At 29.6% G+C, this 23,825-nt stretch carries 19 protein-coding genes, 1 riboswitch and 1 other annotated feature; of the genes, 15 read left to right on the forward strand and 4 right to left on the reverse strand.

The genetic code is table 11. The features are described from left to right. Nucleotides 1-107: 107 nt before the first annotated feature. From INR60_RS11925 to INR60_RS11935, 3 genes are all read left to right on the forward strand, one after another. Nucleotides 108-1,100 (forward strand): hypothetical protein, encoded by a 993-nt coding sequence (locus INR60_RS11925; RefSeq protein WP_194191762.1) that lies wholly within the window; start codon nucleotides 108-110, stop codon nucleotides 1,098-1,100. 67 nt (nucleotides 1,101-1,167) lie between these two features. Continuing rightward, on the forward strand, nucleotides 1,168-1,749 hold the full coding sequence (locus INR60_RS11930; protein ID WP_194191763.1) for a 5-formyltetrahydrofolate cyclo-ligase: 582 nt from the start codon (nucleotides 1,168-1,170) through the stop codon (nucleotides 1,747-1,749). A 17-nt stretch (nucleotides 1,750-1,766) separates the two neighbouring features. Then, complete coding sequence (locus INR60_RS11935; RefSeq protein WP_420797492.1) at nucleotides 1,767-3,047, forward strand: O-acetylhomoserine aminocarboxypropyltransferase/cysteine synthase family protein; 1,281 nt, start codon at nucleotides 1,767-1,769, stop codon at nucleotides 3,045-3,047. 42 nt (nucleotides 3,048-3,089) lie between these two features. Here INR60_RS11935 and thrS read toward each other — a convergent pair whose 3' ends face one another. Beyond that, nucleotides 3,090-5,021: a threonine--tRNA ligase gene (gene thrS, locus INR60_RS11940; RefSeq protein ID WP_194191765.1), complete on the reverse strand. Its 1,932-nt coding sequence runs from the start codon at nucleotides 5,019-5,021 to the stop codon at nucleotides 3,090-3,092. A gap of 77 nt (nucleotides 5,022-5,098) precedes the next feature. After that, nucleotides 5,099-5,305, reverse strand: a binding site (T-box leader). A gap of 120 nt (nucleotides 5,306-5,425) precedes the next feature. Further along, nucleotides 5,426-5,827: an HNH endonuclease gene (locus tag INR60_RS11945; RefSeq protein WP_194191766.1), complete on the reverse strand. Its 402-nt coding sequence runs from the start codon at nucleotides 5,825-5,827 to the stop codon at nucleotides 5,426-5,428. A gap of 158 nt (nucleotides 5,828-5,985) precedes the next feature. On the opposite strand from INR60_RS11945, the gene INR60_RS11950 reads away from it, so the two are divergent. After that, the gene (locus INR60_RS11950; RefSeq protein ID WP_194191767.1) at nucleotides 5,986-6,654 is read left to right on the forward strand and encodes a hypothetical protein; all 669 of its coding nucleotides are present in this window, start codon (nucleotides 5,986-5,988) and stop codon (nucleotides 6,652-6,654) included. A gap of 68 nt (nucleotides 6,655-6,722) precedes the next feature. Beyond that, a riboswitch (SAM riboswitch) is annotated at nucleotides 6,723-6,880 on the forward strand. 97 nt (nucleotides 6,881-6,977) lie between these two features. After that, complete coding sequence (locus tag INR60_RS11955; protein ID WP_194191768.1) at nucleotides 6,978-8,279, forward strand: Na+/H+ antiporter NhaC family protein; 1,302 nt, start codon at nucleotides 6,978-6,980, stop codon at nucleotides 8,277-8,279. Nucleotides 8,280-8,325: 46 nt separating this feature from the next. Here the strand turns inward: INR60_RS11955 and ispF are convergent, their stop codons facing one another. Further along, on the reverse strand, nucleotides 8,326-8,799 hold the full coding sequence (gene ispF, locus INR60_RS11960) for a 2-C-methyl-D-erythritol 2,4-cyclodiphosphate synthase (RefSeq protein ID WP_194191769.1): 474 nt from the start codon (nucleotides 8,797-8,799) through the stop codon (nucleotides 8,326-8,328). 314 nt (nucleotides 8,800-9,113) lie between these two features. Between ispF and INR60_RS17655 the strand changes: the two genes are divergently transcribed. The 6 genes from INR60_RS17655 to INR60_RS11990 all read left to right on the forward strand — a co-directional run bounded on the left by INR60_RS17655 (nucleotide 9,114) and on the right by INR60_RS11990 (nucleotide 14,424). Then, nucleotides 9,114-10,280 carry an anti-sigma factor domain-containing protein gene (locus tag INR60_RS17655; RefSeq protein WP_194191770.1) on the forward strand — a complete coding sequence of 389 codons (1,167 nt, stop codon included), beginning with the start codon at nucleotides 9,114-9,116 and terminating at the stop codon, nucleotides 10,278-10,280. A 25-nt stretch (nucleotides 10,281-10,305) separates the two neighbouring features. Then, nucleotides 10,306-11,136, forward strand: a complete 831-nt coding sequence (gene rluF / locus INR60_RS11970) for a 23S rRNA pseudouridine(2604) synthase RluF (RefSeq protein ID WP_194191771.1) — start codon at nucleotides 10,306-10,308, stop codon at nucleotides 11,134-11,136. 54 nt (nucleotides 11,137-11,190) lie between these two features. Then, on the forward strand, nucleotides 11,191-11,343 hold the full coding sequence (locus INR60_RS11975; RefSeq protein WP_194191772.1) for a hypothetical protein: 153 nt from the start codon (nucleotides 11,191-11,193) through the stop codon (nucleotides 11,341-11,343). Nucleotides 11,344-11,456: 113 nt separating this feature from the next. Next, nucleotides 11,457-12,068 (forward strand): DUF3298 domain-containing protein, encoded by a 612-nt coding sequence (locus INR60_RS11980; protein WP_194191773.1) that lies wholly within the window; start codon nucleotides 11,457-11,459, stop codon nucleotides 12,066-12,068. Nucleotides 12,069-12,095: 27 nt separating this feature from the next. Beyond that, complete coding sequence (locus INR60_RS11985; protein ID WP_194191774.1) at nucleotides 12,096-13,472, forward strand: aldehyde dehydrogenase; 1,377 nt, start codon at nucleotides 12,096-12,098, stop codon at nucleotides 13,470-13,472. Nucleotides 13,473-13,521: 49 nt separating this feature from the next. Continuing rightward, nucleotides 13,522-14,424, forward strand: a complete 903-nt coding sequence (locus tag INR60_RS11990; protein WP_194191775.1) for an ROK family protein — start codon at nucleotides 13,522-13,524, stop codon at nucleotides 14,422-14,424. Between the two features lie 38 nt (nucleotides 14,425-14,462). Here the strand turns inward: INR60_RS11990 and INR60_RS11995 are convergent, their stop codons facing one another. Then, nucleotides 14,463-17,102, reverse strand: coding sequence for a cation-translocating P-type ATPase (locus tag INR60_RS11995; RefSeq protein ID WP_194191776.1), 2,640 nt, complete (start codon nucleotides 17,100-17,102; stop codon nucleotides 14,463-14,465). 483 nt (nucleotides 17,103-17,585) lie between these two features. Here INR60_RS11995 and INR60_RS12000 point away from each other — a divergent pair, with 483 nt between their 5' ends. The 4 genes from INR60_RS12000 (at nucleotide 17,586) to INR60_RS12015 (ending at nucleotide 23,820) form a co-directional block, all read left to right on the forward strand. After that, the gene (locus INR60_RS12000) at nucleotides 17,586-19,265 is read left to right on the forward strand and encodes a 6-pyruvoyl-tetrahydropterin synthase-related protein (RefSeq protein ID WP_194191777.1); all 1,680 of its coding nucleotides are present in this window, start codon (nucleotides 17,586-17,588) and stop codon (nucleotides 19,263-19,265) included. Nucleotides 19,266-19,433: 168 nt separating this feature from the next. Beyond that, nucleotides 19,434-20,507 (forward strand): mannose-1-phosphate guanylyltransferase, encoded by a 1,074-nt coding sequence (locus INR60_RS12005; RefSeq protein WP_194191778.1) that lies wholly within the window; start codon nucleotides 19,434-19,436, stop codon nucleotides 20,505-20,507. A gap of 490 nt (nucleotides 20,508-20,997) precedes the next feature. Next, complete coding sequence (locus tag INR60_RS12010) at nucleotides 20,998-21,423, forward strand: hypothetical protein (protein WP_194191779.1); 426 nt, start codon at nucleotides 20,998-21,000, stop codon at nucleotides 21,421-21,423. Between the two features lie 153 nt (nucleotides 21,424-21,576). Further along, the gene (locus tag INR60_RS12015) at nucleotides 21,577-23,820 is read left to right on the forward strand and encodes a glycoside hydrolase family 31 protein (protein WP_194191780.1); all 2,244 of its coding nucleotides are present in this window, start codon (nucleotides 21,577-21,579) and stop codon (nucleotides 23,818-23,820) included. Nucleotides 23,821-23,825 lie beyond the last annotated feature (5 nt).

Consider the following 23,825-nt stretch of genomic DNA (forward strand, 5'->3'; position numbering starts at 1 on the left):
TTTTATTTACCTCAAAATATATTGTAGAAAATATTGTAAAAAAATCAATACTACTATAAAATAGAATATATAGAAAAATATAACAAAGGGTAGTGGAGGGTGCAGTTATGGAAGAAATGTTAAGTAGATTGGAATTGATGCTTATAGGGTTAAGACAGATGAAAACTACTGTAGTTTTTACCTGGTTTCCTAAAATAAATAAAGATGATATTTTAAGAGCTATTGAAGAATCACCTAAATTTAAAATTGTAGGTGATGTAGTGATGCTTAAAAGCGAAACAGAGATTTATGAAGAAGAACTTCAAAAGGAAGTTTTAAAAGAGTTAATGAATGAAAAAGATGACGAAATTGATATTCTTGATGATTACGATGATATTGAACTTATAGAAATTCCACTTGAAACTTTAGAAGATTTAAATAACGATATAGAAATAATAGAAGAAGTTAAAGAAACAGAAGAAATAGAGATAATAGAAGACGAGATTGAAATAGTAAATGAAGAAATAACTGAAGAAGCTAAAGTAGAAGAAGCTTTTAAAGAAGCTTGTGCAAGTAAAATTATTGAAGAGGTGGAAGAGAAAGTGGAGCAAGTTGTTGAGAGGGTTATCGTAAAAGATACAGCATCATTAAACGGTGCTGAAATTAAATATGAAGAATTAGTAAGATTAATTAGAGAATATAGTGCAAATACTTTAAATAAGCTATCATTATCAGATATTCACAAATTTGAAATGCAAGAAAAAGCTATTACTACTTTCTATAGTAGTAAATATAATGTTAGAATAAAGGAAAGAAATTTCTATGGAAGTGATACAAACATCTATGCTTTAATTCATAAAAAGAGAGGCATGGAAGTAGGGTATTTAGTTATATGTAACGTATTAACAGAAGAAATATTAAATTATATGCTAGATAATTACGACGATGAGGTTGTATACTTCTTACCACTTGCAGGTTCTGAAGTTAGATTTGAAGTTGGATTAAATGAATTCTTCTTAAAAGATAGCGGAATAATACTAGATAAATATCTAGAGCATTACGAAATTTCAGATGAATGTGATTTTAATATTAAAAAAGTAGAAGTTGTAATAGGAAGATAATTTTAAGGGATGTTAAATAGAAGTGTTTAGCATCCCTGATATTTTAATTAATTTTGGGGTGATACAAATGAATAAATCAAAAGAAACTATAAAACTAAACAAAAAAAGTATTAGAAAAAATATTATAGCTAAAAGAGATCTAAATAAAGAAGAGAATAGCTTAAAAGATTCTAAAATATTCAATGAATTAATAAGCTTAAATAGCTATAAGAGAGCAAAAAAAATATTTATTTATATTGGTTTTGGCTCAGAAATAAATACTAAAGATCTTATAGAAATTATGCTTAAAGAAGGAAAAGAAGTTTTTGTTCCAAAAGTTATAGAAAAAGAAATGATAGCCTTAAAAATAACTTCCTTAAGTAATTTAATAGAGAGTAAGTTTAAGATATTAGAACCCGTTGGGGAAAAATCAGATATAGACGGAGAAGAGTTCGATTTAATTATAATGCCTGGGGTGGCGTTTGATAGAATTGGAAATAGAATAGGCTACGGAGGGGGATATTATGATAAATATCTAAAAGATATAAGTTCTGATATAAAAAAGGTAGCACTAGCTTATGAATTGCAACTTGTAGAAGAGATAGAAACAGAGGAACACGATTTAAAAGTAGATTCAATTATTACTGAAAACGAAGTAATAGATATATAAAATTTTAAGGGGGCTATATTATGATAAAAGACTGTAAAAAAGGTACTATCTGCGTGCAAGGAGGTTATGAACCTAAAGCTACAGAACCTAGGGTTTTACCTATAGTTCAAAGTACTACTTATAAGTATGATGATCCTGATTTTGTAGAAAGATTATTTAATTTAGAAGAAGAGGGGCATCTTTATTCTAGAATATCAAATCCTACAGTAGAAGCTTTAGAGAAGAAGTTTTGTATGCTTGAAGGAGGAGTTTCGGCTGTAGCTACATCTACAGGACAAGCTGCTATTTTAAATGCTGTTTTAAATATATGTAAAAATGGGGATCACATTATTTCAGCGCAAACCTTATACGGGGGTACAGTAAATCTTTTTAAAATAAACTTAAAAAAGATGGGGATAGATGTAACATTTGTAGACCCTGAAGCTTCTAAAGAAGAAATTTTAAGTGAAGCAAGAGAAAATACGAAGCTTATATACGGGGAAACTATAGGAAATCCGGGATTAAATATTTTAGACTTTGAAAAGTTTAGTGAAGTTTCTAAAACTCTAGATATCCCTTTTATAGTTGATAACACGGTAGCTACACCAATTCACTGCAATCCACTAAAACTTGGTGCAAATATCGTAGTTCATTCAACTTCAAAATATGCAGACGGTCACGCACAAGCATTAGGTGGAATGATAGTAGATGGAGGTAATTTTAACTGGGAAAACGGAAAGTTTAATGATTTAGTAGAAGAAGATCCTAGTTATCACGGACTTAGCTACACAAAGACCTTTAAAAATGCAGCTTATATAACTAAGTTAAGAGTTACGTTAATAAGAGATTTAGGAAATGCACAGTCACCTTTTAATGCATACCTTACTAATTTAGGTCTTGAGACACTTCACTTAAGGATGATAAAACATTCTAATAATGCATTAGAGTTTTCAAAGTATTTAGAAAAACATCCTAAAATAGAGTGGGTTAATTATCCTTTGTTAGAAGGAAATAAAGAATATGAAAAAGCTAACAAATACTTAAAAGGTGGGGCATCTGGTATTATAACTTTTGGAGTAAAAGGTGGAGTAGCTTCTGCTAAAACTTTGATGAGAGAACTTAAGCTTTCTTCTTTAGTTGTACATTTAGGAGATGCAAGGTCATCACTTTTACATCCAGCAACAACAACTCACAACCAACTAACAAAAGAAGAACAAATAAAGAGTGGAATAAGCGAAGATTTAATAAGATTTTCAATTGGAATAGAAGATTTAGAAGATCTTATAAATGATATGGATGCAGCACTAGCAATAATATAATCAAAAAAGCAGTATCTGGTAACAGATACTGCTTTAATTTTATTATTTTTCTTTGTTTGCGATTTCTTTAAGAATTCTAGCTTTAAAGTCTTCATAAGAAATTGAACCTTCGTCGTCGTTCTTTCTGCTTCTAACTGAAACAGTTTTGTCGTTCATTTCTTTTTCTCCAACTACTAAGATGTAAGGAGTTCTTTCAAGTCTAGCTTCTCTTATTTTGTAGCCAAGCTTTTCAGCTCTGTAGTCACCTTCGATTCTTACTCCATATGCTTTTAAGTCGCTTACGATTGATTCAGCATATTCGTTGTATTTGTCTGAAAGTGGAAGAACTTTTGCTTGAACTGGTGATAACCAAGTTGGGAATGCACCTGCATATTTTTCTATAAGCATTGCTAAAGTTCTTTCATAACATCCGATTGAAGATCTGTGGATGATATAAGGTCTTTGTTTATCACCGTTTTGATCGATGTAAGTCATATCGAATCTTTCAGCTAAAGCAAAGTCTATTTGAATTGTGATAATTGTATCTTCTTTTCCGTGAACGTTCTTGAATTGGATGTCAAGCTTTGGTCCGTAGAAAGCAGCTTCGTCATCAGCTTCAATATAATCTATATTTAAGTGGTCTAATATAGTTCTCATTATATCTTGAGTTTTGTTCCAAGCATCTGGATTATCTATATATTTTTCTCTGTTGTTTGGATCCCATTTTGAGAATCTGTAAGTAATGTCTTTTTCTATTCCTAGAGTAGTCATTACGTAATCTACTAAGCTAACTACACCTTTAAATTCATCTTCTAATTGCTCTGGAGTTACAACTAAGTGACCGTCAGCTAAAGTGAATTGTCTAACTCTTATAAGTCCGTGCATTTCTCCTGATGATTCATTTCTAAATAAAGTTGAAGTCTCTGCATATCTTTTTGGAAGATCTCTATAACTATGTTGTTCTGAGTTATAGATTGCATATTGGAAAGGACAAGTCATAGGTCTTAAAGCAAGAACCTCGTCGTCTTTTTCTTCATCTCCAAGTACAAACATACCATCTTTATAGTGATCCCAGTGTCCTGAAATTTTGTAAAGATCGCTTTTAGCCATATAAGGAGTTTTAGTTAAAAGATATCCACGTTTTTCTTCTTCGTCTTCAATCCATCTTTGAAGAACTTGGATTATTTTAGCTCCTTTTGGCATTATTAGAGGAAGTCCTTGACCTACAGCTTCGTTAGTTGTGAATAATTTTAACTCTCTTCCTAATTTGTTGTGGTCTCTCTTTTTAGCTTCTTCTAAAGCTTCTAAATGATCATCTAAATCTTTTTTCTTTAAGAATACAGTTCCGTATATTCTTGAAAGCATAGGATTTTTTTCATCACCTTTAAAGTAAGCGCCAGCACTTCTAAGAAGTTTGATAGCTTTCATAGGTTTAAGTGACATTACGTGAGGTCCTGCACAAAGGTCTGTGAAATCTCCTATTTTATAAAATGAAATTACTTCATCAACTGGAATATCTTTTATAAGTTCTACTTTGAAAGGTTCATCTTTCATAAGATCTAAAGCTTCGTCTCTAGATAATTCGAATCTTTCGATTTGAGGGTTTTCTTTTATTATTTTTTTCATTTCAGCTTCGATTTTTTCTAAATCTTCAGTTGAAAATGAACCCTCTTTATCGAAATCGTAGTAGAAGCCGTCTTCAATAGCTGGTCCTATAGCTATTTTAGCTTCAGGGAATAATCTTTTTACAGCGTAAGCTAAAACGTGAGATGCTGTATGTCTTAATGCATCTTTACCTTCTTTTGAATCGAAAGTACAAATTTCAACCTCGCTATCTTCATTAACTGGGTGTCTTAAATCTACTACTTCTCCGTTTACTATACCGCAAAAAGCATTTCTAGCTAAACCTTCACTTATTCCTTTAGCTATATCTAAAACAGAAGCGCCAGCTTCGAATTCTTTAACTGATCCATCTTTTAAATTAATTTTTATCATTTTTAAAACTCCTTTCGTAATTTATATTTAAACATTTAAGTTATTTACTAAAATAAAAAAACCCCGTCTCTATAAAATATAGAGACGAGGATAATACCCGTGGTTCCACTCTAGTTATTCTTAAAAAATAAGAATCACTCAATTTGTCGTAACGTGACAAAGACGGACTGGATTAGAGTCACTCCGAGGTAGTTTTCAGGTAAGCTCAAATAAAGATAATTACAGCGATATATCTTCTCTCTGAAAGTGAGGATTCACCTTACTCTTCTCATCAACGTGTTATTTATAAGTTAATTTATATCTAATTATAGTTATTAGATTTTAAGATGTCAATAAATAAAAAAATTTATTTTAAATAGAAATAGTATAAATTTTCTTAAAATCATAAATAATAATTAAAGTAATTAAATGCTATCTAAAAGTAACTTAAGCTTTATATCTTCTAATAATTCATCTGTATAAAAGGAGCCACCCATAAAAGAAAGAATAATATCATCCCTATTAAAGCCTTCTTTATACAGTTTTATATTTCGAGTTAGTTTTTTAATTTTATTAGAGGTTGTACTAAAGATAATCATAAGCTCTTTTATAGAGTAGTATCTTTTAGTTAAAATTTTATAAAGTTTTTTTTGTAGATTAATTTTATAATAAAGATCTGTCTCTAAAGAGTGATGAGGTCCATTTTTACCCCTGTGATGTTCTTCGCAAAGATACATATAATTCAATTCTATATCTAAACCGCCTTCACTGCGGTGAACGATGTGATGAATATCAGCAGGTTTTTTACAAATTTCACAAAAATACAAGTTTTAGCCTCCTAAAATGTAAAATAAATAAGTATATTACAATTATAAAATAAAAATTTATAAATGTATATTTTATAAATATTTTAGTAAAAAAGGGTAAAAATCAAAATAAATGGTATAATATATTATATAGATTATTGGAAAGAAAGGTGATATTTATGAGGGAATCTTACAACACATTCGATTATTGGAGTGAAATGGTCGATAAGAACAAGACAATTAGAGGTCATATGTTCATGAACACATTACCTAATGAGAAATCTATTTACATGCATTCATTATGCTTCTCTAATAATAATGGCATTGAAAACGTATACGCGTATTTTCCTAGTGTAAAAGCTCTTTTAGGATACATTCAGTATTCTTTTTTACAAGAATTTTTTTATAAATGGATATATGGTACAGAAAAAGTATTTACAGATGTTCCTTTTGATACTGTAAGTAACACTATAGCAGATGGTCTTAGTAAGAAAAAGATAACTAAAGAAGAAGCTGATGAAATGCTTAAAGAATACAACGAAGTAAGAGCGCTTTGGGATTCTCAAGATAGCGATATTGTTAGAGGGCTCGTTAAGTTTTCAAGAAAATTCAACAAATTTTGGTTAGGTGATAGTACTAAATTCTTATATCTAAAAGTCTACAAAACAACAGACGAACTTTGTGATTTCATAGAAGATGCATTAAAAATAAATACTGATATTGAAGAAAAATTCGGTGGGTTAACTGTAGAAGAGTGGAAAGAAGTTTGCTTAAAAGCTCCAAGAGACAGAATAAAAGCAGGCGAATTAAGGGAAATATTCCTTAAAAAACTTTCTGAAACTATGTAAAACTTATTCTAAAAAAGTTGACAACTATATATATCATTGTTAGAATGAAAACCATAGAAAATTTAAAAGTCTTATCAAGAGTGGTGGAGGGACTGGCCCGATGAAACCCAGCAACCTTTGTAGTTGAAAGATAGTTACGTGTAGTGAGAAATCATTATGCGCATTTAGTTTATCTAAAGCTATATATTGGTGCTAATTCCAGCAGGTTATACCTGGTAGATAAGAGGAGTATATTGTATTGTTATTTAAGCTTCTGATTCTATCAGAAGCTTTTTGTTTTATACAAACTCTTGATGGACTTAAACTATTTGGAGGAGATAACAATGAAAGAAAAAAAAGGAAACATTCTTGCACTTTTGCCCTTATTAGTATTTATATTATCGTACATAGGCATAGCGTATCTTGCTAAAGATTTTTATGCTGTTTCAGTTATAGTACCATTTTTAATATCAGCAATCGTTGCACTTATTATGAATAAAAAGGTGAAATTTGATAAAAAGCTTGAGATATTTTGCAAAGGGGCAGGAGAGCCTAACATAATATTAATGATATTAATATTTGTTTTAGCAGGTGCTTTTGCAACTGTTGCAAAGGCTATGGGAGCTGTTGATTCTACAGTGAATTTAGGATTATCAATACTTCCTGGCAATATTCTAGTTTCAGGCATATTTATAATAGCTTGTTTTATAGCACTTTCTGTAGGGACATCTATGGGAACTATAGTTGCACTTGTTCCTATAGCGGTTGGGATTTCAGAAAAGACAGGTATTCCAGTAGCTATAATAGTTGGAGCTGTAGTAAGTGGTGCTATGTTTGGGGACAACCTTTCTATAATATCAGATACTACAATCGCAGCAACTAGAACTCAGGGTTGTGAGATGAAGGACAAGTTTAAAATGAATTTTAAAATAGTTCTTCCAGCTGCAATAATAACTGCTATAATATTTGCAGTTATTACAGCAGGATATGATACTTATTCAATGGGGAATTTTGATTATAGTTTAATAAAGATATTGCCTTATATAGGAGTAATAGTTACGGCACTTTTAGGAGTTAATGTAATATTTGTTTTACTTGGAGGGCTTCTTTTATCAGGGGCTATAGGGATTTTTACAGGAAGCTTAGATATAATAACATTCTTTAAAAGTGCATCAGAAGGTATAGGTGGTATGAGTGAGCTTATAATTATTTCAATAATAATTGCAGGAACAATAGCACTTATAAAATATAATGGTGGAATAGAATTTATATTAGAAAAAGGCTTAAAGAAATTTAAGACAAGGATGGGAGCAGAACTTGGAATAGGTTTCTTATCTGCAATTGTAGACGCTTGTACAGCAAACAATACTATTGCAATAGTAACTGTAGGTCCTATTGCAAAAGAGATATCAGATGAAACAGGTTTAGAAGGAAAGAGAGTAGCTGGAATAATGGATATGTTTTCTTGTACAGTTCAAGGAATAATTCCATACGGAGCTCAGTTAATTTCAGCAGCAGGACTAGCGGGGTTATCACCTTTTGCTATTATGAAATATCTATACTATCCATATTTAATGGGTATATCAGCTATAATAGCCATAGTTATATACTGGAGTAGAAGAAAAGAAGAAAACAAAATTATATAAATTAAAAAGGTTTTTCACTAAAAGTGAAAAACCTTTTGTTTTATGTTTAGATTTTTGTTAGTAAAGTTATACTTTGAGAAGAGATTCCAAGTCCTGCACCTGTAAAACCTAAGCCTTCTTCAGTTGTAGCTTTAACATTAATTTTATCTAAGCTTATATCTAATGCTTTAGAGATATTTTCTCTCATACTTTGTATGTGAGGAGCCATTTTGGGTCTTTGTGCTATTATTGTAGCGTCTATATTATTTATTGAGTAATTATTTTCTTTTAATAAATTACCTACATGTTCTAATAATTTAATGCTAGAAATTCCTTTGTATTTAGGATCAGTATCTGGGAAATGTTTTCCGATATCCCCAAGTGCAGAAGCTCCAAGTAAGGAATCCATAATAGCGTGAACTAAAACATCAGCATCTGAATGACCTAAAAGACCAAGTTCGTAAGGAATTTTTACTCCTCCTAAGATAAGGTCTCTTTCTTTAACTAATTTGTGGACATCATACCCTTGACCTATACGCATATAATCACCTCTTATGTGTTAATTATTTCTTCTATAAGTTTAACATAAAAGAAAATTATAAAGAAGTATAGGTAAGATACCTTTCGCCTTTTATATCTAAAATCAACATATATAATATTTGAATTCATATTAAACCTATAAAACATTGATTAATATATTATATAAATATTTCCAAAAAGTGATTATTATTTTATTTTTAATGTTAATTTATTTAAAATAAGAAGATATTTAAGGTATAATTATTACATAATAGCTTAATAAAAAATATAAAAATTTATATATAGACAACGTTTTTTTGGGGGGAGGGTTTATGCGTGGAAAAATTCGAGAAGAATAAATACAGTTTTAGCGAAGATTTACCAGCCTTATTTGCAGTTGGTGAAACTATAGACGATGCTAGAAGAAAACAAATAAATGATATAATAAACGAATTATATGACTATAAAGTTTTACTTAAAGACCTTGTAGTATTAGAGCCAAGCATTAAACAAAGGAATATAATTTTAAATTTAGCTCTTTATATCACAAGTAACTTAGAAATATTAGAAAAGTTTCAAAAAGATAAAGAGTTACCTATAAAAGAATTAAGAAGAACTACTTTTATATCTAAAAGTTTTGTTGAAAGATGGAATGATTATTTAATTGCATATATAGTTATATTTGCAAACCCTTACTATAAATTAGTTCAAGATTATCTTAGAATAATGGAAAATGGAGAAATAATAGAAATAGAAGAGGTAGAAGAAATTGAAGAAGCTAATGAAGTTGATAGTAAAGTAGTTAGTTTAGAGGTTGAAAAAAAAGAAGAAACAGAAAATGAGGAATCTAAAGAAGAAGAAGCAGATGAAACTTTAGATAAGGATACTTCAAGTAATTTTGATAATGTAATAAGTATCACAAGAGGAATAGAAAATAAAGGTATGGTTTTATCTGTAACTAAAAGAAGTATGTATCTTTTAACTAGTGTTGGAGAATTCAAAAAAGTTAAAAGAGATAGGGATTCAGGAGTCGGAAAAGAAGGTTTTGGAACTAAGAAAAAAAGCTTGAAGGACTTTAAAATACCGATAGCTATATTTATTATTTTAATAATAGCTGGGGTTTCTGTTTTTTATCATCAATATAAGAAAATAGATAGCACGATTTTAATAAAAACTACATCTCAAGTTAAGCTTGATGTTAATCCTTTTGGAAGAGTAATCTATATATATTCTTCAACGGATAGAGGAAAGGAAATGCTAAATGAAGTAGGAGGCTTAAACGAAAATTTCGATGAAGTTTTAAGAAATGTCCTTAAGTATTCAAAAGATAATGGTATGGTACCAGAAGGAAGAATATTTGTATCTATTACTGGCGACCCTATAAAATATGGCATGCTTGAAAAAACAGGAAGATACATTATAGATAACAAAATAGAATTAGTAATAAATAATGCAGGAACAGAGCATAAGCTAAATGAAATAATGCAAAAAGAAAATAGTTAAACTTAAAATTTATCGAGGTATATTAATGAGCAAAAGAAGATTTAAAAATAATAATAATTCAAATGTTGAATATAAACCTAAAAAAACTAAAAAGCCTAAAGTAGATGCTAAAAAGATTATAGTTCACGAAGATAGAAGTGAAGAAATAAGGCTAAATAAATATATAAGTGAAACTGGGATTTGTTCTAGAAGAGAAGCGGATAAACTTATAGAGTCTGGAAGAGTTTATATAAATGGTGAGAAAGCATCTATGGGAACTAAAGTTAAATCTTCAGATAAGGTAAAAGTAGATGGAAAACTAATTTCAAAAGAAGAAGAATTAGTTTATATAGTTTTAAATAAACCAGTTGGAATAACTTGTACTACAGAAAAGAAGATAAAAGGTAATATTGTAGATTTTATAAATCACGAAAAACGAATATTCAACATAGGAAGATTAGATAAAGATTCAGAAGGATTAATTTTTATGACTAATGACGGAGATATAGTCAATAAGATTTTAAGAGCCGGGAACAATCACGAAAAAGAATATATAGTAACAGTAGATAAAAAAATAGATGGAAACTTTATAAAGAAAATGGGAAATGGAATAAAGATTTTAGATAAAGTAACTAAAAAATGTTTTGTATCTAAAGAAAATGCATATACTTTTAGAATAATTCTTACAGAAGGAATGAATAGGCAAATAAGAAGGATGTGCGAAGCTTTAGGGTATGAAGTTAAAAAGCTAAAAAGAATTAGGATAATGAATGTAAAACTTGATGGTTTAAGAACTGGAGAGTGGAGATATATGACAGAGGGTGAACTTAAAGGAATAAATAAACTTATCAAAAGTTCATCTAAAGAAAAAGAATAATACGAACGAAAATAACCACAAAAACTTAATTGTTTGTGGTTATTTTTTTATTTATTGAAGAAAAGGAATAAAATTACTAACATTATTCACAATTGCCTGTGGATAACTTGTTTAAAACTTGTTGATACTGCTGTAGATAATATTTGGAAAATAGGGAATGATATAAGAAAAGATAATATTTCTAAAAAAAATGTAGAAAAAGGATAGTGGTTAAAATGAGAAAAAGGACATGTAAAGGTTTTTTGTTTTTGTGGATAAGTCTAATAACTTTATTTTCTGCACAGACCCTGTTGATAAGTGCAAATCCCCTTCAAACAGATGTGGAAATAGTTAAGACGAATGATATTGAAAGTTCTAACAAATGCTTAGAAGTTAAAGTTAAAATTCCGATTTTAGAATCATCAAATCTAAAACATACAAGTAACGAAATAGATATGTGGACTAAAGGGTGGATAAACGATACTAAAGTCGTTATAAATGAGTACAAAAAAACAGGATATATCTGTAATTACCCATTTCAGCTTTACGCTGAATACTCTGTTACTGAAAATAAGAAAGATATCTTAAGCTTTTTTATTGATTATTATCAATTCACAGGAGGAGCCCACGGTATAACTACTAAAAGAGCCTATACTCTAGATAGAAAAACAGGCTATTCTTTAACTTTAGATAAATTATTTAAAAATGGTTACGATTATAAAAAAGTAATAGATTCAGAAATTAAAAATCAAATCTCAAAAGATAAAGAAAAGTATTTCGATAGCGGCGCTTCATTTAAAGGAGTAGATAAAATCACAAAATTTTATTTGAATGGTGAAAATTTAGTTATATATTACGGATCTTACGAAATAGCGCCTTACGCATCAGGTTTACCAGAGTTTAATATTCCTCTAAAGATGTTTAATGACAATTATTTATATTATAATAAATAATAAAGTAATCTTAAGAGGTGAGAAACTATGGAGGATTTAGAAAAATCATTTAATATTCAAAAAGAATATTTTAAAAAGGGACACACAAAAGATCTAGATTTTAGAATAAATAAACTAAAGCTTCTAAAAAAAATAATAAAAGAAAATGAAGAAAAAATCCTAGAAGCTTTAAAAAAAGATTTAGCAAAGTCTTATTTTGAAGGGTATATGGCGGAAATTGGAGTCGTTTATGACGAGATAAACCTTCACATAAAAAAACTAAAAAGCTTTGCAAAAAGAAAGAGGGTAAAAAGTTCTATAGTTTACTTCCCGTCAAAAAACTATATCTACAAAGAACCTTACGGAGTAGTTTTAATAATAGGACCTTTTAATTACCCTTTTCAGCTGCTTATAGCTCCTCTTATAGGAGCTATTTCAGCTGGAAACTGTGCAGTATTAAAGCCTTCTGAAGCTTCTATAAACACAGCAAAAGCTTTAGAAGAAATATTAAATAATAACTTTAAAGAAGAGTATATTAGAGTTGTTGCACCTTCAGAAGGAAAAGAAGCAGTTTCTAAGCTTTTAAGCTTTAAATTCGACTACATCTTCTTTACAGGAAGTATAAGAGTCGGAAAAATTGTTATGAAAGAGGCTTCTAAAAATTTAATTCCTGTAACTTTAGAACTAGGAGGAAAAAGTCCCTGCATTATAGATAAGGATGCAAACTTAAAACTAGCTGCAAAAAGAATAGTTTGGGGAAAACTTTTAAATGCAGGTCAAACTTGCGTAGCGCCGGACTATTTAGCAGTTCACAAAGAAATAGAAGAGGAGTTTTTAAATCTTTTAGTTAAAGAAATAGAGCTTCAGTACGGAAAAAGCCCTGAGGAAAGTCCGGACTTTCCTAGGATAATAAGAGAAAGTGATGCAAGAAGACTCTCTGATTATTTAAATTGTGGAGAACTTTTCTACGGAGGAGAAGTAAAGATAAAAGATAAATACGTTAGTCCAACTATCCTAAAAAACGTAGATTTAGAGAGTCCTATAATGGAAGAAGAGATATTTGGACCGATTTTTCCTATACTAACTTTTGAAAAATTAGAAAACATAATAGAATTTATAGAAGAAAAAGAAAAACCTCTAGCTTTATACTACTTTTCTGAAAGTAGAGAAAAAATTGATTATATCCTAAAAAACACTTCTTCTGGGGGAGTGACTATTAACGATACTGTAATTCATGTAGCTACGCCGAACCTTCCTTTTGGAGGAGTTGGTAATAGCGGTATCGGAGCTTATCACGGAGAGGAAAGTTATTTAACTTTTTCTCACAAAAAGTCAGTTTTAGTTAGAGGAACGTTTATTGAATTCCCTATAAGATTTGCACCTTTTAAAAACAAATTACAATTGCTTCGAAAAGTTATGAAATAAATAGAAGTTTTTAGGAGAATATGGTAATGTAAGGGTGGAGGGGATTATTATGAAAAATATATTAGCTTTTGATATAGGTGGAACAAAAGTAAAGTATGGGATAGTAAATACTGCAGGTAGAGTACTTAAAAAAGATACTTTTGATACAGATTGTTCTTCAGAAGAAGCATTCTTAAAGCCTATACTAGATATAATAAACAAAGAAAAAGAAATACAAGAATTAGAAGGCATTGGGATTAGCATGCCTGGATTTATAGATTCTGAAAAAGGTATTCCTACAGTTTGTTATGCAATTAAATGTATGGAAGGAAAAAGCATTACAGATATAATAGCACTTAAAACTGGTTTTAAAGCGAGTGTTGAAAACGACGGTAACTGCGCAGCTTTTGCAGAGAAGTTTAACGGAAATGCACTTAACTGTTCAGATTTTATATGCGTAACTATAGGAACTGGAATAGGTGGAGGTATTTACTTAAACGATAGGATAGTTAGGGGAAATAGCTTTAGAGCTGGAGAGTTTGGCTTTATGGTTTGCGAAGGCTTAAACAAAGAAAAGATAGAAGATTCTATAATAAGTGCAAACGCATCTACAAGATCTTTAGTTTTAGATTATATGAAATATAAAAATATGGATCCTAAAGATATAGTTGAAGGGTATGAAGTATTTGAAAAAGCTAAAGAAGATCAAAACGTTAGAGAAATAATAAATAATTGGTATAGAAAAATAGCTTTAGGGGTTGTAAATCTTTCAGCTACTTTAAACCCAGAGAAGATTTTAATAGGTGGAGGAGTTAGCGCTAGAGAAGATTTCATAAAAGAAATTGAAAGATGCGCAAACGAAATACCTTGGTGGAAAGATATAAGTTCTAAGATAGAAGTCTGTAAGCACAGAAACGATGCAGGTCTTATAGGAGCTGCCTACAATTTTATAATAGAATCATTAAATAGATAAAAACAAAAGGTGCCAAAATTTTGGCACCTTTATTTTTATTAGATTGAAGCTTTTTCTTCTTCTGAATCTTCTTTTTGGAAGAAATCTAAGAATACTTTAACACCTTGAATTATAACTGTAGGTAAGAATGCTAATAAGTAAATTAAGCCTATATTACCAATGTTTAAAGGTGCAACTTCAAATAATTTTTGAAGTGGTGGTACAAATAATACAGCATTTAAAAGTACAGCCCCTGTTAAGAAAGCATACCAGCTAAATTTATTTGTAAATAAACCGATTTTAAATATAGATTTTTTACCACGACAGTTGAATCCGTGGAATAATCTAGCTAAACATAAAGTTGCAAATGCCATAGTACTTCCTACAGCTTCACCACCAACATTTAATCCGATGTGGAAAGCTATTAATGTAAATATAGCAATTACTAAACCTTCAAGAGCGATTTCTTTTATGAAATCTTTTGTTAAGATAGATTCCTTACTATCTCTAGGCTTGTCTTTTAATAAATCTTTAGAAGGTTTTTCAACACCTATAGCAATAGCAGGTAAACTATCAGTTAAAAGGTTAATAAATAATAGGTGTACAGGATGAAATGGTACTGGAAGTGCAGCAAGTGTTGCATATAAAACTGCGATTATTCCAGATGTATTACCTGAAAGTAAGAACTTAATTGAGTTCTTAATATTAGAATATACATTTCTTCCATTAGTAACAGCTTTTACGATAGTTGCAAAGTTATCATCTGTAAGTATCATTGAAGCAGCATCTTTAGAAACTTCAGTTCCTGTAATACCCATAGCGATACCTATATCAGCTTGTTTAAGTGCTGGAGCATCATTAACTCCGTCACCTGTCATAGCAACGATTTTACTCTTATTTTGCCAAGCGTTAACTATTCTTATTTTGTGTTCAGGTGAAACCCTAGCATAAACTGATATGTGTTCAAGTTTTCTATTTAATTCTTCATCTGACATCTTATCAAGTTCAAGACCTTCTATAGCCATATCGCCATCTTGTAAAATACCTATTTGTTTTGCAATAGCAGAAGCTGTGATTTTGTGGTCTCCTGTTATCATTATAGGTTTTATACCAGCTGTTATACAGTCACGAACAGCTTCAGCAGATTCAACTCTTGGAGGGTCAATCATAGAAATTAATCCTATAAAAGTATATCCATTTTCATCTTCTAATGATAAATCACGAATTTCAGGTATTTCTTTATAAGCAAAAGCTAATACTCTAAGTCCGTTTTGAGAAAGTTTCATGTTTGTATTTATTATGTTTCTTTTATCTTCTTCTGTTATAGGACGTACCCCATCAGAAGTTAGTATATTTGTTATTCTATTAAGTAGTACATCAAAAGCACCTTTTGTAAATAATGTGTTTTTACCATCTATCTTATGAAGGGTACTCATAAGTTTTCTGTCTGAATCAAAAGGAATTTCTTTTAATCTTTCAAAGTTACTTCTTAAATCAAGTTCTTTTACGTTATATAGATGTGCTAAGTTAACTAGTGCAACTTCTGTAGGGTCACCAATTTCTTTTCCGTCTATAGAAGTAGAGTCGTTACAAAGAACAGCACTATCTAAAAGATATTTGCAAGGTTTACTATTTAAATCTAAATCTTTTGAATCTATAAGTTTTGAATCAACATATAATTCTTTAGTTGTCATTTTGTTTTGAGTTAAAGTACCAGTTTTATCTGAACAGATAATTGAAACTGAACCTAAACCTTCAACAGCTTTTAAAGATTTAATAATAGCATTTTCTTTTGCCATTTTTTGAGTTCCGATAGCTAGTACGATTGTTACAATTGAACTTAAAGCTTCTGGAATTGCAGCAACAGCTAAAGCAACAGCAAACATTAATGAATCTAAAACTGGAGTGTTTCTATAAACACTTAATCCAAAAACAACTGCACATATAACTAAGATTACAATAGCAAGTTTTTTAGAGAAATCATCCATACTTATTTGAAGTGGTGTTTTCTTTTCTTGAGTTTGTTCCATTAAAGTTGCGATTTTACCAAGTTCAGTATTCATACCAGTAGATGTAACTACAACAAGTGCACGTCCATAAGTTACAAGTGAACTTGAAAATACCATATTAATTTGATCCCCTAAAGCAACCTCGTCTTTATCTATTAAATCAGAAGTTTTAGTAACACTTTCTGACTCACCAGTCAAAGCACTTTCAGCTACTTGAAGAGAATAGTTTTCTATAATTCTACCGTCAGCACAAACTAAATCTCCAGCTTCTAAAACTAAAATATCACCAGGGACGATATCCTTAGATTCAATTTCAATTTTAACTCCATTTCTCATAACTTTTGCATGAGGCGCAGAGAGCGCTTTAAGACTTCCAAGTGATTGTTCAGCCTTTACGTGTTGAACAGTTCCAAGTATTGCATTAAGAATAATTACTGCAAAAATTACTATAGTACTTTCCATTTCACCAGTTGCCATAGAAATTATTCCAGCGATAATTAGGATAATAACTAAAAGGTCTTTAAATTGTTCTAAAAATACAGTAACTAAACTTTTCTTTTTCTTTTCGTTTAATGCGTTAGGTCCATATTTTTCTTTATGCATTTCTAAAGTGCCATTATCTAGACCGTTTTTAGAAGTATTAAATTCTTTTAAAACTTGATCTGTACTTTTATTAAAATAATTAGCCATAAAAACTCCTCCTAAATTAATTATTTATTTTAAATAGTTCATTTTTAAAAAAAAGGGTAAATAAAAAGACTTTTAATATAAATATCTTAAAAAAGATACTTATATTAAAAGTCTCGTAACCACTACGGTATATAACACCAGGCAAAAGCCGAGAATGTTGACGTTATATTTTTTACTACTCCCCTTTAAAAAAGAAATATTTATTTTGTTTTATGTTTATATATCTAAGATATTCTTTTTGAATGAAAATGTCAATCAGTATAACATAAAATTAACAATAATTTGTTAAAAGGTAAAAAATAGTACATAGATGCACTCTATAAATTATTTTGGTAAAATAAATTGTGTTTAAGGAGGTGAACTATTAATTACCACTTTTATATGATTATAGGTATAAATATGAAATAATTTATGAAAGTGGGGATATAATAAAAAATAGAACTTCAAAATAAGAAAAAATCAAAAATTAGGAGGAAAACTTCTATGGAACAAAAGAAAAATAGTAAGGAAGGATTAATTATTTTAGTTTTGATAATCCTTACTACTATCACAGTTATTCCGTTATTTATTACACCTATTATAAGGGGAGACGATATATTTTTTCACCTTTTAAGAATAGAAGATATTAAAAATGGGATTTTAGGAGGGCAGTTTCCGGTTCAGATAATGCCAGAATCACTGTATGGCTTTGGTTATGCAAATGGGATATTTTATCCGGATTTATTTTTATATTTTCCAGCTCTCTTAAGAATTATGGGAGTAGACTTAAGAATTGCATACGGTATATTTATGAGTCTTTGCACTTTTTTAGCTACCTTTTCTATGTATTTTTGCGTAAAGAAAATATTTAAAAATATAAACATAGCATTCTTTTCATCAGTTATTTATATTTTTGCACAATACAAAATTACAGACCTTTACTTTAGATCAGCTGTAGCTGAATATATCTCTTTTATATTTATTCCTATTATAATCTTAGGAGTTTACGAACTGTTATATAGAGATTATAAAAAGTATTATATATTAGCTATAGGGATGAGTGCTGTAGTTTTAACTCACTTACTATCAGTTATGATGATAGCTTCTATGTGTGTGTGTTTTTACTTATTTAGTATATTAAAAATAATAAAAGAACCAAAGAGGCTAGGATATTCTATGAGAGCTGCAGTTTTAACAATTTTACTAACGGCGTACTCTTGGATACCTATAATAGGGCAATTTCTACATGGTAAGTTTAATTTAGAGAATGTAAAACCTTTTGCTTACGAAGATATAGTTAGTTTAAATGATATCTTTACTGTAAATAGAAATTCGAGATTTTTCGTTGGGATTGTTTTCGTTTTATTAGTGCTACTTTATATAGGAGCAATTTTAAAGAAGAGAAATAATGGATTTGTATTTATAATTTTCTTAATCGGATTAGGTTCATTACTACTAACAATAGAAAACCCTATAGCAAAAGAGGTTTTTCAAAATATTAAAATTTTAAATAATGTACAATTTGCTTGGAGGTTTGGACTTATAGCAACACCTCTTTTAGGGATTGTATCAGGGTATAGTATAGGAGTTCTTATTCCAGATAGAACTAGAGCTAAAACATTAGTTTTAGTTTTATTAGTGATAACTTTAGGAGGTAACTTACTTCTTTACACTAAATACTACAAAAGAAAAAACATAGACTTTGATAACTTTACCTCTAAATATTCTGATTATATAGGGGCAGGAGCAGAGTACCTTCCTAAAGGTGCTAGTGAAGATGATATAGCAAAAAAAGGTAACAAAGTAATAAGTAAAGATAATACTTTTAGATACTCTAATTACAAGAAAAAAGGAGTAAAGATATCTTTTGATTTTAAAACAGAAAATGATAACACTATAGTAGATTTACCTCTTTTATATTATTACGGATACGATTATAAAATCATCCCAAAAGAAGGTAAAACTATAAAAGGAAAAGTAGAACATAGCGAAGATTTATGCGTTAGAGTAGACCTTGGAAAGGTTAAATCAGGAACGCTTATAGTAGATTATAAAGGAACTTTCTATATGACGCTAGGAAACTTTATAACTTTAGCTACTATAATCTATATTATTTACTCAAGAACAAGAAATAAGAGAAATAGCAAGGTATCTTTTAAAAGAAATTCGAGAATATATAAATAGGTATATAATAAAGGAAAAATAAATCAAGTGATCTTATTAAAATTCTATTAGCAGTCTTAGCTAATAGAATTTTTTTTATAAATAAGACTTCTTATTTTAATATTTTGCACAAAGGGCAAAAAAGTAACATAGAATAAAGTGTAGTATTACATGGAGTTGAAAAAATACGTGATATACGGGCTTATTTTGGCTGGAGGGAAAGGGAGTAGACTCTATCCTTTATCGAGAGTAGAGAAACCAAAGCAATTTCTAAAAGTGATTAATGAGAAAAGCTTCCTTGTTAATACTGTAGAAAGAATAACTCCTTTAATTGAAAAAGAAAACATTTATGTAGTAACAAACAAAGATTACGAAGATCAAATCAAAGAGGATCTCAGTGATATTAATGAAAATAATATTATAACTGAGCCTATGAATAAGGAAACTGCAACATGTATAGGCTTATCTGCAGTTCGTCTTTTAAAAGAAGATAATGATGCTGTTATGGTTGTATTACCATCAGATCATCATATAGAAAACGAGAAAGCTTATATCGAGACTCTATCACAAGCCGTAGATATGGCAAATAGGAGAAGATGTATAGTAACCTTAGGGATAGCCCCAACTAGACCCGAAACTGGGTATGGGTATATTGAGATGGGTGATAGAGTTAGTGGGATTCGAGCCGCTTATAAAGTTGCAAGGTTCACTGAAAAGCCAAACACAGATGTGGCAAAAGATTTCATTTATAAGGGAACTTATCTATGGAATTCAGGAATGTTTATATTTAGAGCTGATGTTATATTAAGAGAAATAGGAAAATATCTACCTGATATGTACAAATCTCTTATGGAAATATATAAACACATAGGGGAAGAGGATCAGGATGAAGTTATAGAAGAGGAATATAGAAAGATAAACGGTATATCTATAGACTTTGGAATTATGCAAAAAACTAGAAAAGCTTGCGTAATTCAATGTGACTTTGACTGGGATGATATAGGAAGCTTCTCAGCTTTAAGTAGATTTTTAGACAATAAAAAGGAGAGTAATAACGCAGTTTCAAATAATGTATATCTTGAAGAGTGTGAGAACTGTTCAGTTTTTGGAAACAAGAATCTGATTATAGGGCTCGGCATTAAAGATATCGTTGTTGTAGATGCAGGAGATGTTATTCTTGTTATGGATAGAAATAAAGACCAAGAGATAAAGCATTTATTAAACAACTTAGAAAAGCAAGGAAAGTACTACAGATTTTTATAATGAGTGAAGATAAGGCTACTAAAACTTTAGTTTTAGTAGCCTTTATTTTTATATACAGTCTATAGATATGAAACATCTACTCATATACATTCCTAGATGAAAGTTCCACTAATAAAAATCAAAGATTTTAAGTGTCACTTTTAGTGTTGCTTATAGAAAAAATCTCAAAAAAATAGTAGCCCCGTACGCAATTTGGAAGCTACTATTTTTATTATTTAAATTATAGTGATACCAGTTGCCTAAACAACTAGAATTGTTAAAGAAGAGTGTTACAGCACTCTTCTTTTTTATTATCTATATCATATCAGATTTTTATAAAAAATAAACCTAAATAAAACTTTAAATATTTACCTATTTTGTAAATAGTAATTTATGATCTATCAGATACAGTATATCTTCAAATAGATCTTAAATGTAGCTAACGTTATATAGATAGTCTAAAATAAAATTAATATTAGAGAATTCAAGTAGTAATAAAGGAGATAACGTTATGAATAATATTATTTTTGAAAAAGTGTGGGAAGATTCTGGGGTGACTGAATTAAAAATTACTGCTATATCTGAATTTGTGACGGCTTACCAAAACTGTTACATTGCAGATGAGGACTTAGAGGAAATAGCAGAAAAAATTAATAAATATTCTAAATCTTATGATTATGATTGTTATGTTGAATTTGGTAAGAAGAAGGGAAATTATACCCCAGCATTTTCTATGAAAGTTCTAAAAGTAGATGATTTTGGGAAGATGAAAATTGAAGTCGATATAGAGGTTGAAGATATAAAGGATAGATCCCATAGGTGTTGCTATTATGTAGAAGGAGATTTAGGAGCTATTGAGCGATTAGGGAAGAATTTAAAAAATGTTATTAAAGCTGATATTGGATATAAAATTTCATTGTATTCTGACGAAATATAGTTAATATAAAATAATTTGATTACAAATAGAAATAAGGAAAATGCAATAATTATATTTATAGTGGATAAAGTGTAGATACCCTTTTAAAGTGAGTGAAAGTGAGAGGTTTAGGTGCTAGAATAAGCTTATAATTTAGTTAAAAGGAGAAGTGTTATGTGTGGGTTAAACTATAGAGAAACTCTAGATAAAAGGTATAAAAAATATAAAGGGGAACTTAGAATATTTGAAGGGTATGAAGCTTTAAATAACAAAGTTACCTTAAGGTTTAATGAAAAAGAATTAACTGTAGAATATATAAATAATTCTATAGTTAAGGTGTTTTTAGGTGAAAGAAATGAAGAGGAGATTTTAACTAATGCTGTTATATTAGATTCTTCAAAAAGAGAAATAATTAAAGTAGAAGAGACAAATGATAAAATAATTATTAAAGGAGAAAAGTTAGTCACAGAAGTGAACAAATTATCCACAGAAATCACCTTTTTAGATGTGAATAACAACATAATCTGTGAGGATTTTCAGCCTTCTTTTAAGGATGAAGAAGGAAATATATATATTTCAAAGGTTAATGATTCCCTTGCTTACTACGGTTTAGGTGAAAAAGGTGGGGAACTTAACAAAAAAGGAACTTATACAGAAAATTATAATACTGACGACCCTGAAACTACAGATGACTCAGTTATGTATTATAAAACTATTCCTTTTTACGTAGGACTTAAAGAAAATAACTGTCACGGTATTTATTTTGATAATAGCTTTAGAAGTTATTATGATATGGGAAAAGAGTATGGAGATAGGATTTATTTTGGAGCTACTGGGGGGCAGATAAGATATTATTTTATCTTAGGAGAAGATATTAAAGATGTAGTAAAAGAGTATACAAGCCTTACAGGAAAGATGGATATGCCTCCTCTTTGGAGCTTAGGATATCAGCAAAATAGATTTAGTTATTTTTCTAAAGAAGAGGTTTATGATTTAGTTAATACTTTTAAAGAAAATGAAATTCCTTTAGATGTTATTTATTTAGATATAGATTATATGGATGGTTTTAGAGTTATGACTTTTAAAACTCCAAACTTTGAAAATGCAAAAAAACTTATAAAAGATCTAAAGGATAGGGGGATTAAAACTATAACTATATTAGACCCTGGAGTAAAGGTTGATGAAAATTATGATATCTATAAAAGTGGAAAACTTCTAAATCATTTTACTAAAAAATCAGACGGGGAAACTTTTGTTGGTGCAGTTTGGCCTGGAGACAGCGTTTTCCCTGATTTCTCTAACGAAAAATGCAGAACTTGGTGGAAAGAAAACCTTAAAAAGTTTATTAGTGAAAATGATATAGCTGGGATTTGGAACGATATGAACGAACCTTGCGTCTTTAATAACGATCACAAAACTATGCTTGATAGCTGCATTCATAACAGTGACTTTGGAGTTATAGAACATAAGGAGTTTCATAATAGATACGGATTTGAAATGAGTAGGTGTTCTTTTGAAGCTCAAAGAGAATTAGATAATAACAAGCGTGGATTTTCTATGACTCGAGCAACATTCTCAGGGGGGCAGAGATACTCTTCAGTTTGGACTGGGGATAATATGAGCCTTTGGAGTCAGATGAGGATGTCTATAGTTATGAATTCTAACTTAGGGATAAGTGGTTTTTCTTTTGCATCTAATGATGTAGGGGGATTTGGGTTAGATTGTGAGGAAGAGTTATTTATAAGGTGGATGGAGATAGGAGCGTTTTTACCTATCTTTAGAAATCACTCTAATATGTACACAAGGCGTCAAGAACCTTGGGCTTTTGGAAAGAGAGCTTTAGATATATCTAAAAAATTTATAAATCTAAGATACGAACTTATGCCTTATATTTATAACTTATTTTTTGAATCACATAAAGAGGGATTACCTGTCTTTAGACCTTTAGTTATGGAATATAAAGATGATATAAATGTTTATAATTTAAAAGAAGAGTTTATGCTAGGAGATAGCATATTAGTCTCACCAGTTTTAGTGAAAGGTGAAAGAAGTAAAGTAGTATATTTACCTAAAGGTAATTGGTATAATTACTTTACAAATGAAAAGTTTGAGGGAAATAAGAGATATAAGTTTAAATGTGATTTAGACGAAATTTTAGTCTTCGTTCGAGAAGGTAGCATAATACCAGTCTTTTTAGAAAAGTACACTACTACAGAAAAAAGACCAAGCAAAGTAACTTTTAAGGTTTATGGAGAAAACTCTAAAGGTTTTTATTACTTTGATGACGGAGAGACTTTAGATTATAAAAAAGGTAAGTACAACCTTTTTAATATTAATATTGAAGGTGAAGAAATAAATATCGAATACTTAAATAAAGGTTTAGAGGAACCTCAAACTGAGTTTGTATTTATAAAATAAATTTA

Source organism: Clostridium chrysemydis (genome assembly GCF_015234215.1).
GTDB lineage: Bacteria > Bacillota > Clostridia > Clostridiales > Clostridiaceae > Clostridium > Clostridium chrysemydis.

Excerpts from the sequence above, each read along its gene's own strand:
- INR60_RS12000 (WP_194191777.1), top strand. The coding sequence starts at position 17,586 with ATGGAACAAAAGAAAAATAGTAAGGAAGGATTAATTATTTTAGTTTTG.
- ispF (WP_194191769.1), bottom strand. The coding sequence starts at position 8,799 with ATGCGTATAGGTCAAGGGTATGATGTCCACAAATTAGTTAAAGAAAGA.
- INR60_RS11955 (WP_194191768.1), top strand. The coding sequence starts at position 6,978 with ATGAAAGAAAAAAAAGGAAACATTCTTGCACTTTTGCCCTTATTAGTA.
- INR60_RS12015 (WP_194191780.1), top strand. The coding sequence starts at position 21,577 with ATGTGTGGGTTAAACTATAGAGAAACTCTAGATAAAAGGTATAAAAAA.
- rluF (WP_194191771.1), top strand. The coding sequence starts at position 10,306 with ATGAGCAAAAGAAGATTTAAAAATAATAATAATTCAAATGTTGAATAT.
- INR60_RS11950 (WP_194191767.1), top strand. The coding sequence starts at position 5,986 with ATGAGGGAATCTTACAACACATTCGATTATTGGAGTGAAATGGTCGAT.
- INR60_RS11930 (WP_194191763.1), top strand. The coding sequence starts at position 1,168 with ATGAATAAATCAAAAGAAACTATAAAACTAAACAAAAAAAGTATTAGA.
- INR60_RS11990 (WP_194191775.1), top strand. The coding sequence starts at position 13,522 with ATGAAAAATATATTAGCTTTTGATATAGGTGGAACAAAAGTAAAGTAT.
- INR60_RS11985 (WP_194191774.1), top strand. The coding sequence starts at position 12,096 with ATGGAGGATTTAGAAAAATCATTTAATATTCAAAAAGAATATTTTAAA.
- thrS (WP_194191765.1), bottom strand. The coding sequence starts at position 5,021 with ATGATAAAAATTAATTTAAAAGATGGATCAGTTAAAGAATTCGAAGCT.
- INR60_RS12010 (WP_194191779.1), top strand. The coding sequence starts at position 20,998 with ATGAATAATATTATTTTTGAAAAAGTGTGGGAAGATTCTGGGGTGACT.
- INR60_RS11995 (WP_194191776.1), bottom strand. The coding sequence starts at position 17,102 with ATGGCTAATTATTTTAATAAAAGTACAGATCAAGTTTTAAAAGAATTT.
- INR60_RS11925 (WP_194191762.1), top strand. The coding sequence starts at position 108 with ATGGAAGAAATGTTAAGTAGATTGGAATTGATGCTTATAGGGTTAAGA.